Annotated in this window: 9 protein-coding genes; 3 read left to right on the top strand and 6 right to left on the bottom strand. The window is 49.1% G+C overall.

Annotated features, from left to right (window positions below; translation table 11 throughout):
- The 4 genes from RDL68_RS05180 to RDL68_RS05165 form a co-directional block, all read right to left on the bottom strand.
- Positions 1 to 999 (bottom strand): ABC transporter substrate-binding protein (locus RDL68_RS05180; RefSeq protein WP_308540617.1); only part of this gene is annotated, 999 nt, incomplete at its 3' end.
- Complete coding sequence (locus tag RDL68_RS05175) at positions 996 to 1772, bottom strand: ABC transporter permease (protein WP_308540616.1); 777 nt, start codon at positions 1770 to 1772, stop codon at positions 996 to 998. The genes RDL68_RS05175 and RDL68_RS05180, both read right to left, overlap by 4 nt.
- A complete protein-coding gene (locus RDL68_RS05170) occupies positions 1765 to 2634 on the bottom strand; it encodes an ABC transporter permease (protein WP_308540615.1) in 870 nt (289 codons plus the stop codon). Before RDL68_RS05170 ends, RDL68_RS05175 begins: the two co-directional genes overlap by 8 nt.
- Positions 2631 to 3683, bottom strand: coding sequence for an ABC transporter ATP-binding protein (locus RDL68_RS05165; RefSeq protein WP_308540614.1), 1053 nt, complete (start codon positions 3681 to 3683; stop codon positions 2631 to 2633). Before RDL68_RS05165 ends, RDL68_RS05170 begins: the two co-directional genes overlap by 4 nt.
- A 296-nt stretch (positions 3684 to 3979) precedes the next feature.
- Between RDL68_RS05165 and RDL68_RS05160 the strand changes: the two genes are divergently transcribed.
- Positions 3980 to 5284: a YjiH family protein gene (locus tag RDL68_RS05160; RefSeq protein WP_308540613.1), complete on the top strand. Its 1305-nt coding sequence runs from the start codon at positions 3980 to 3982 to the stop codon at positions 5282 to 5284.
- A gap of 164 nt (positions 5285 to 5448) precedes the next feature.
- Positions 5449 to 5961: a thiol peroxidase gene (gene tpx, locus RDL68_RS05155; RefSeq protein ID WP_308540612.1), complete on the top strand. Its 513-nt coding sequence runs from the start codon at positions 5449 to 5451 to the stop codon at positions 5959 to 5961.
- A 188-nt stretch (positions 5962 to 6149) separates the two neighbouring features.
- On the opposite strand, the gene thiI is transcribed toward tpx, so the two are convergent.
- Together thiI and RDL68_RS05145 are read right to left on the bottom strand one after the other, a co-directional pair.
- Positions 6150 to 7343 carry a tRNA uracil 4-sulfurtransferase ThiI gene (gene thiI / locus RDL68_RS05150; protein ID WP_308540611.1) on the bottom strand — a complete coding sequence of 398 codons (1194 nt, stop codon included), beginning with the start codon at positions 7341 to 7343 and terminating at the stop codon, positions 6150 to 6152.
- Positions 7340 to 8572 (bottom strand): cysteine desulfurase family protein, encoded by a 1233-nt coding sequence (locus tag RDL68_RS05145; RefSeq protein WP_308540610.1) that lies wholly within the window; start codon positions 8570 to 8572, stop codon positions 7340 to 7342. The genes thiI and RDL68_RS05145 overlap by 4 nt, the downstream gene beginning before the upstream one ends.
- 171 nt (positions 8573 to 8743) lie before the next feature.
- Between RDL68_RS05145 and RDL68_RS05140 the strand changes: the two genes are divergently transcribed.
- Positions 8744 to 9709, top strand: coding sequence for a ribonuclease H-like domain-containing protein (locus RDL68_RS05140; protein WP_308540609.1), 966 nt, complete (start codon positions 8744 to 8746; stop codon positions 9707 to 9709).
- Positions 9710 to 9882: the final 173 nt, after the last annotated feature.

Genomic DNA, 9882 nt, shown 5'->3' with positions numbered 1-9882 from the left:
TTCAAAGACTTCGTATTTTTCGTATGCCTTCGGGTCAGGATACGCCACCAGTGAGTTGCGCGTTTCTTCTGGCAAAAGCGCTCGTCCTGCCTCACTCGGAAGAGAATAGCCCACCCATTCTGCATTCTGTGCCATGACATCCGGTCGCAGCATAAAATTAATGAATTTTTCCGCGTTTTCCTTGTTCTTTGCCCCTTTGGGAATGGCAAACACGTCAAACCAGAGGTTGCCGCCTTCCGGCGGATTTACAAAATCCAGATCGGGATTTTCCTGCATCGCGGCATACGCATCACCGGAATACATCACCGCCAAAGCGTTCTCTCCGTTAATCATCAGGTCACGAATCTCATCGATGAGATACGCATACACCAGTGGATATTGACGAATTAAATCTTCCTTCGCCGCCATAAGCTCCTTGGGATTGGTGGAATTGACAGAAGCGCCCAAACGAACCAACGAAACCATCAGAGAATCGCGAGAAGAATCCAGCATGATGATTTGGCGTGCATAATGCGGATTCCAGAGAATATCCCAAGAGTTTACCGGTTCATGTACCATTTTCTTGTTATAGAGGATGCCCACCGTGCCCCAAAAATACGGAGCAGAATAAAGCTGCTTTGGATCAAACGCCTGATGCAGAAAAGAATCGTCTATGTATTGCATGTTAGGAATATTGGCATAGTCCAACGGAAGCAGCATCTCTTCCTGCACCATACGCTGCATCATATATTCGGAAGGAACAATCACATCATAGGTTGTTCCCCCGTTTTTGAGCTTGACATACAGGTCTTCATTAGTCGCAAAATTGGAGTAGATTACATCAATGCCCGTCTCTTCCTCAAAACGATGAACGAGTTCCGGGTCAATATATTCGCCCCAGTTATATACGTTGACCTGCTGCTTTGTTTCCTTATTTTCCCGTCCTTGCGCGCATCCGTAAAGCATCACGGAAAACAGGAGCGCAAGCGCCGTAAAAACCAAGTTTCGCATGCGTTTCATTGCATCTCCTTTCCGTGGATACTGCGCCAGTTGGTCACCAGAAGCAAAAGGAACATGGCGACAAACATCATAGCGGACAATGCGTTTACCTCTGGATTAATTCCACGGCGCGCCATGGAATATACCAGCGTAGACACCGTTTCCACGCCATTTCCAGCATTAAAGAACGTAATCACAAAGTCGTCAATGGACATCGTAAAACCCATCAAGGCACCGGAAATAATGCCACTTTTCAGAAACGGTACGATAACATAGCGCAATGTCTGCCAAGGCGTAGCGCCTAAATCCATCGACGCTTCCGCCAATTCCGGCGGCATCTGCTTAAGCCGCGGCAGGATGGACAGCACGATGTAGGGAATCTCAAAGGCAATATGCGACAGCAAAATGGTGAGATATCCCGGAGTCATTTGCAAAAAACCGAAAAGCGCCATAAAGCCAATCGCGGTCACAATATCGGGATTGAGTACAATCACCTGGTTAATCAGATGAAGGGCGACACGATGGCGACGCGAAAACCAATACACGCCAATCGTTCCGCAAGTAGCAATGAGCGTAGCAAAAAGCGTCGCCAGAATCGCAATCGACACCGTATTCTTTAGGGCATTCAAAATCTCTTTGTTGTGCATCAGCGACTGATACCAATGCAGGGAGAATCCCTCCCACGCGCCGCGCGTCTGTCCGCTGTTAAAAGAAAAGACAATCAGTACCACGATGGGCGCATAAAGAAAGGCATAGAGCAAAAAGAGAAACAGTCGTCGAAGACCTTTAGACATCGCCTACCTCCTCCTGCTCTTCCGCCGCCAGCGCAAAATCCTGCGCGGTGACGACGCTCCCTTGTGCATGGGTTTCTTCTTCCCGTCCAAAAAAGAGTGACAGTACCAAGAAGACCATCAAAATCATGGCCATGGCAGAGCCGTATTGCCAGTTTCCGGTAACCGTAAACTGTTGTTGAATAACGTTTCCGATGAGGTTGGTCTTATTCCCGCCCAAGAGCGACGTAATTTCAAACGTTGCTATCGCCGGAATGAAAACCATCGAAAAGCCGGACGCGATACCGGGAAGAGAAAGCGGCAACGTCACGCGCAAAAACGTCTGTCTCTTATTCGCACCCAAATCATCCGCCGCCTCTAAAAGGGCAGGATCCATTTTTTCCAACGACGTAAAAATGGGCAAAATCATGAACGGCAAAAAGTTATAGACCATGCCCAAAATGACTGCCGTCTCGGTATACAGCAAGTCCGTCGGCGCAAGTCCTAAACCGGTCAGGAAGGTATTCAGAATGCCACCGCGCGACAAAATGGTAATCCAGGCATAGGTGCGCAAAAGAAAATTCATCCACATCGGAATCATTACGAGCATCAAAAGCATGGGGCGAATGCGCGCTTTGGCTTGTGCCATAAAATACGCCATGGGATACCCCAAAACAAAGCAGATGATGGTGGAAACAAACGCCAGACGCAGCGATTTTGCCAATGTTTTGGTCGCATTGCCGGCAAAAAAGCGCTGCATGTTTTCCAGTGTCCACTGACCGTCCGCCGTGGTCAACGCATAGTAGAAAATCATCCCCATGGGAATCAGTACAAAAAGCACCGCCCAAAGCAGGTAGGGAGCACTCAAACGACGATATCGTTTCATCTCTCTACTCCTTGCGGAGAGGAACGGTGCATCACCTGAATGAGATCAGGAGCAATGACGATGCCTACGCGACTGCCGACTTCCATTGCCTTTGTACTCTGGCTTTTATAGCACTCGCCGTTCACATCAATTTCCATCTCATAATGCACGCCGCGGAAAAGACAGCTCTCGACCTTTCCAACGAGCATTCCCTGCTCCGGAGAAACCAGTTCCAAATCCTCCGGACGCAACACGATATCGACCGCTTCTTCCGGCGCAAAACCCTTGTCCACGCAGACAAAACGATGGCCGGAAAAACTCACGTCAAAATCGGCGTGCATGACACCTTCAACAATATTGGAATCCCCGATAAAATCCGCCACAAAACGGTTCTGGGGTTCATCATAAATATCTTTGGGATCGCCCATCTGTTGAATGATACCGCCATTCATGACGACGATGCGATCGGACATGGTAAGGGCTTCTTCCTGATCATGGGTGACAAAAATAAACGTTATGCCCAACTCCTGCTGCATACGTTTCAATTCGCCCTGCATTTCTTTGCGCAGTTTGAGATCCAGTGCGCCAAGCGGCTCGTCCAGAAGCAGAACCTCTGGTTCATTCACCAGGGCGCGCGCAATGGCAATGCGCTGTTTCTGTCCACCGGAAAGCTGATCCACCCGACGCTTGCCGTAGCCGGAAAGATTAACCAGACGCAACATCCGCTCTACGCGATCTTGTCGTTCCTCTTTTTCGATGCCTTTCATCCGTAAGCCGAAACCCACGTTTTCTTCGACATTCATGTGCGGAAAAAGAGCATATTGTTGAAACACGGTATTGAACGGACGTTGATGCGGTGGTATGTGGGTAATGTCCTTTCCCTCAAAGAGAACCTGACCGCTGTCCGGTTCTTCAAATCCGCCAATAATGCGCAAAATCGTGGTCTTTCCGCATCCGGACGGACCTAAAAGCGTCAAAAATTCTTCATCCTCAATCGTCAGATCAAAATTCTTTAATACCGTCAGCGCATCAAAGGACTTGCTGATTTTCTTGAGTTGAATTTGCTTCAATGCAGTTCCTTTCTGGGCGTTCCCCGTTACCTGTCTCTACAGTCCTTCCTATTTTATGTAAGATTAGCAGAAAAGCAAACGCCAAAAACAATAAAAGCGACTTATTTTCGTTTTTTGCGCAAATCCTCCGCCTGCAAAAAACTTCTCCTTTGCATTGGCATAAAAGCCAACTTTTTTGCTCGATTATTTTTGCCAATCGTTTTCATTTTTTTAGAGGATGAGTATAATAGTAGAGAAAGAACTTTATCGTAAAGCTCTTGGTTTTATTGCAATGTTTACTGTAGAAGGAGGAAATTATGAACACCACCAAATGGACGGCGAAAGATGTCTGTCTTTTCGTCCTGTACTCCCTGTTCGGCATTTTTATGTTCTTTGTGCCGATTGAATTCGGTGGGAAAAAGACCATTCCCATCGATCACATTGTCAATGCCATCAAAGGCATTCCGAATTACGGTCTTATCTTCGGCACCATCATGATTGTGGCAGGATTGGCGTATGCTATCAAGCGCAAAGAATGGGAAGGCGGCGTGGTGCGCAAGATTTTCTTCGCTCTCAAGCTTGTATCCGCTGTATTTCTGGTCATGCAGCTCACCGGCTGGGGTCCTGCCGCTTTGCATGAAAAAGGAATGCTGCCCATGATTTATAATTCCATTCTCGTCTCGGTAACCACTATCGTCCCCATCGGTTCGATTTTCCTGGCATTCTTAATCAGCTTCGGTCTGATGGAATTTATCGGCGTCTTTATGGAACCGGTCATGCGCCCGGTCTTCAAAACGCCGGGACGCAGCGCCGTCGATGCCGTTGCCTCGTTTGTCGGCAGCTACTCGTTGGCACTTCTCATCACGAACCGCGTCTATCGCGAAGACGGCTATACGCAAAAAGAGGCTGCCATCATCGCGACCGGCTTCTCTACGGTCTCGGCAACCTTTATGATTATCGTTGCCAAGACGCTGGATCTGATGGATCATTGGCTCTTCTATTTCTGGGCAACACTCATCATCACCTTTATCGTCACTGCAATTACCGTTCGCATTTTCCCGTTAAGTAAAAAGAAAGATATGTACTTCTCCGGAAAACCGGCGGTCAAAGAAGAGCGCAAAAAGATTACGCTCCACAATGCTATGGAAGAAGCCATGACTGCGTATCATCAGGCACCGTCGCTGTTAGAAGTCATTAAGATGAACTTCATTGATGGCTTCAAGATGGCGCTTAATATCGCTCCGTCGCTTCTTGGCGTCGGCATGACCGGTCTTCTCATTGCGACCTATACGCCGGTCTTCGATATTATCGGCTATATCTTCTATCCCTTTACGGCTTTGTTGCAAGTTCCGGAAGCCCAACTGACCGCAAAGGCGCTGTCACTGAGTATTGCCGAAATGCTTCTGCCTGCTCCGCTGGTTGCCGGAGAAGGCATGGCGATTGCCACCCGTATGCTGGTTGCCATCGTCAGCGTTTCCGAGATTCTGTTCTTCTCGGCCTCTATCCCCTGCATGATGGGTACGGATATTCCGATCAAGTTCAGCGACTATCTTCTCATCTGGGTTGAACGTGTCATCCTAAGTATTATCTTGGCAGGCGCATTGATGCTCATCGTTTTCTAAAACATCGTTTTGATTTTGGCGTGAGCCTCCCTAATCTTACCAAGCACGCAGGCGCACCCTTTTCGGGCATGACGAGCAGCCTTTACGGGTTGTGCGTCATGCCCGTTTCCTGCCACTACATCAACACCGGACAAAACGACACTCTCGAAAAGAAAGGAAAATACATGACAAGAACAGGCTATAAAATGGGGGATACGCCCCTGACATTACACGGCAAGGAATTGGTTACCGGAGAAATTGCTCCCGACTTTACCCTTGTCAAGCAGGACTTGAGCCCCCTGCATTTAGCAGATCTTGGCGACAAGGTAAAACTTCTCGTTGCGGTTCCTTCGGTAGATACTTCGGTATGTGAATTGGAAACCATCCGTTTTAACGAAGAAGCCGGAAAATTGGGCGACAAAGTTGTTGTTCTGACCGTCTCGGTAGATCTGCCCTTTGCGCAACAACGCTTTTGCGCTGCAAAAGGCATCGAGAATGCCATCGTGGCATCGGACTATCAACATCGCACTTTCGGCGAAGCCTACGGTGTATTGATTGATGAGCTCATGCTCCTCAACCGTTCGGTGTTCGTTTTGGACGGCGAAAACCGAATCACCTACGTGGAATACGTCAAACAAAACACCGAGCATCCGGATTACGACGCAGCCCTAACTGCGGCAAAGAAGCTGTTGAAGTAGCCTACATTCACACCACAAGCGGATTCTTCAGCCGTCTTGCAACGATGATTGATCGAAACACACAAAAGTGCCCCTCTTATTTCACGTTTTACGACGAAATGGAAATAAGAGGGGCGCTTCCTTCTTGATTTGTGTGCTCTGCTACGACAGAAAGAGTTCGAAGGACAAAAAACGCTTTGATTGCTTCTTCACTCGGCAATCTCCAACGTTTCCATCGCTTCTTTCACCAAGGTTTCTACATCCAGATGCCGTTCATCTTCCAGAATCTGCTGTAAGCTCGGTCGGGTGTTGGGGTGTTCCGGTGCGAAGAGCGAACAGCAATCATCATACGGCTCAATAGAAAGGTCGTATGTCCCTATACCTCGGGCAACCGATATGATTTCTGTCTTATCGGTTGCAATTAATGGACGTAGAATGGGATGAAATGCCGCATTATTTACTGCATGAATGCCCTGAACGGTTTGCGAAGCAACCTGTCCAAGGCTTTCGCCGGTAAGTAAAGCATCAAAGCCGAAGCGTTCACAGAGACGATCACCGATGCGCATCATCATACGGCGCGACAACAGCGTCGTATTCTTTTTTCGGCAATTTTGTGCAATTGCGGTATAAATCTTCACCAGATTAATCATATACAGCCGCATCGGTCCGACAGAACGTTCCAATTGCGTTTTTAGGCGCTTCGCTTTGTCCTGTGCACGCTCACTCGTAAACGGGTAGGAATGAAAATGCACTGCGCCCAACGCCAATCCGCGTCGCGCCATTTCGTATCCGGCAACGGGCGAATCAATGCCTCCAGATAAAAGAAGCAGACCGCGACCACCCGACCCCGCCGGCAAACCGCCCACTCCTTCATAGCGATCGACCGAAACAAAGGCATCTTCACGAAGCTCAACCGCAAGCATAATTTGCGGATGACGCACATCCACGGCAAGACCGGGAAAATCCGTCAGCATCCAATCGCCCACTGTCGCGGCAAAGGTTGGAGACGGAATGGGGAACGCTTTATTGCTTCGCTTCACTTTGACCTTAAAGGTTGGTGTTTTATCGGTGGTATCTTCTGCGATCTTCTCCGCCATCAGTTTGCGGCACGCTTCGCGAATGGCTTGCTCTTCACAGGCAACACGCAGTCCCGGCGTCACATACAGCAAACCGAAGACGCGCTGACAAGCGGCAACGGTTTTTGCCACATCCTCTTCGCGAACAACAAAAAACAATTTACCGAATTGTTCAAATTCTTCTATCACAGGAATGCCCTGCAAAGCACGATGCAAGTGACGCTTGATCGCTGCCACAAACATGCCTCGATTTTTTCCTTTAAGAACCAGCTCCCCGTAGGAAACGGAAACTACCGGCTGCATACCGATGTTTGTGTTTTCGTTCATGCCTTTCCTCCTGTAATTTGGCGAATTTGCCGAATGGACTCTTCCAGTCGATCAAAAAACGGATCCACCTCGTCAAGCCGATTCTCCCGTCCAAATGATAAGCGAACCGCCCCGTCCAGGTACTTCTCCGGCAAATGGATGGCTTGCAGGATTCGACTGACCTTGCCTTTGCTACAAGCAGAACCCGAAGAGAGATACATCTCCTCTCGCTCCATAAAATGCAGAAGCACCTCCGCTTTAATTCCTGCCACAGCAAAGTTCAAAATATAAGGGCTACCTTCCTGCGGACTATTGATACGAACGTCCGGCAAGGATTCCGCCCTCTCGCGCACCCGTCGGGCTATAGCGACCACATGCGGATCAAACCGTTCTCCTTCCCGATGCGCTTCCATCTGCGTCAACGCTTCGGCAAGCCCCAGAATATACGGTACGTTTTCTGTGCCGGAACGTCGATTCCCTTCTTGCCCTCCACCGGTCAAAAGGGGAAATAGTGCCGTATCGGGGCGAACATAAAGCAATCCAACGCCCTTGGGTGCGTGAATTTTATGGCCGCTGGCGACATAGGCATCACAGGGAATCGATGAGAAATGAAGGGGCATCTTTCCCAACGCCTGCGTCCCATCCACCAGAAAAAGCGCACGGGATTGACGTTTCACGATTTTTCCTACTTCCTCAATCGGAAAAATTGTTCCCAACTCATTGTTGACATGCATAACTGCCACAAGCAGGGTCTTTTCATCGACAACACGTTCGACATCCGAAAGGGCGATTTGCCCTTTGTCATCCACAGGAAGCATACGCACGGCAATGCCAAAAGAAGCAAAAATCTGTGCCGTTTCAAAAACCGCTGCATGTTCTACGGACGTTAGAACAATATTGCTCTGGCATTTTTCCGCTGCACACGCTCTCTGCGCACCTCTTCCATGATAAGGATATGCTACATCCGAGAATGTTGCAGAACGCTCTCGGTTGAGGAGCGCTTGCATGAGGACACTGCGCATCACCGTGTTGATGCCTTCGGTGGCACCCGATGTGAAAAGCAGACTTTTTTCGGGCGCGTCCAGCAAAGTACTTATTGTTTGACGGGCTGCTTCCATGGCTTTTTCCGCTTGAAAACCAAGGCGGTGCAGCGATGAGGGATTTCCCCATTGCTGTTGCAAGGCTTCTGTGACCACTTGTGCAATATCCGGAAGAACCGGCGTTGTGGCAGCATGATCGAAATAAATCATAGAATCCTTTCCACGCAAGGATGCGTTGGCTATACTGAAGACGAACGACACCAAAAATATCGCTTCGTGTCCTTCGCCGGAAACGTAACGTCTTCCCTATTCTATACAAGGTGAAAGACGAGATACAAGGTCGAAACGGCGATATCTCATCCTACGGAAAAAGGAGCGCCCATGCTGGAAACCATTCAAAAAAGTGAATCCTCAACACACGTACCTCCGCAAAGCGCTGTTTTGGACATCGAAACGACCGGGCTGCGAAAGACAAGCGACTTCGTCTTTCTCTTGGGCATCCGTACCGCCGAAGAATTTCGCCAATGGCTCATCTCTTCTCGCGAAGAGGAAGGGAATCTTTTAGAGAACGCTCGTCCCTATTTTGCCGGTAAAACCCTCATTACCTACAATGGCGATCACTTTGATTTGCCCTTTTTGCAAGAACGTTTTGCTGTGCATGGCATACCCTTTCCGTCGATTCTTTCGCAGGACTGGTTTTCCTATCTTCGTCCCCGCCGTTTGTTCTTCCGCCTTCCCAATCTCCGTCTACGCACACTGGCAAGCGCAGCAGGGTTGGTGCGCCGTGATCCGTACACTGGCAAGGAGATTGCCCTCTTCGGCAAGCACCTTACCGATCCGGAGGCAAAGAATGCCGTTCTGTTGCACAACCAGGAGGATGTGGACGAGCTCAGTCTTCTTCTCCCCTTTTTTCAACGCCTGCAAAAGCAACTACAGTTGGAATCACCCCTTAGCGCCTCTCTCGAACGTATAGCGCTTAAAGGCGATCTGGCTACTCTGCACTATCGTACAGAACTTCCGGCACGTCCGGAAAGGCACTTCGAAAACAGCTTCGGCGCTCTGCATTGGACGGAACAGGATTTACACTGCATTATTCCCATCCATCATCTTGACACATCCTTGAACGAAACCGTCCTAAACGACAACACGACAAACACGCAGGTGCCTTTGCATGAGACAAAAGCCTCTTCTGGCAATACAGTGCGCATCGCCGCGGTTAGCCCATCTTATGCAAAAGATTGCGCCATTCCACCGCTTCCCCAACCTCTCCTCACGCTTTCTTCTGCGGAAGGCTATTTTGCACAAAACTGTCATCAGCTCGTCCGCGACCTGCTTTCTATGCGCTAAACGCCTACTTTCGGAAAAACAACTCTTAGAAAAATAGCGTTTTTGAGAGAAGGCGTCCTCTTTTCTTTTTGCATAAAGAAAAATCCTACACCATGCGGTGTAGGATCTCTATGGGCCTGAATGGACTTGAACCAGCGACCTCACGCTTATCAGGCGTGCGCTCTAACCACCTG

This window comes from uncultured Murdochiella sp. (genome assembly GCF_902488755.1).
GTDB lineage: Bacteria > Bacillota > Clostridia > Tissierellales > Peptoniphilaceae > Murdochiella.
This window is presented reverse-complemented; position numbering and strand designations above follow the sequence as displayed.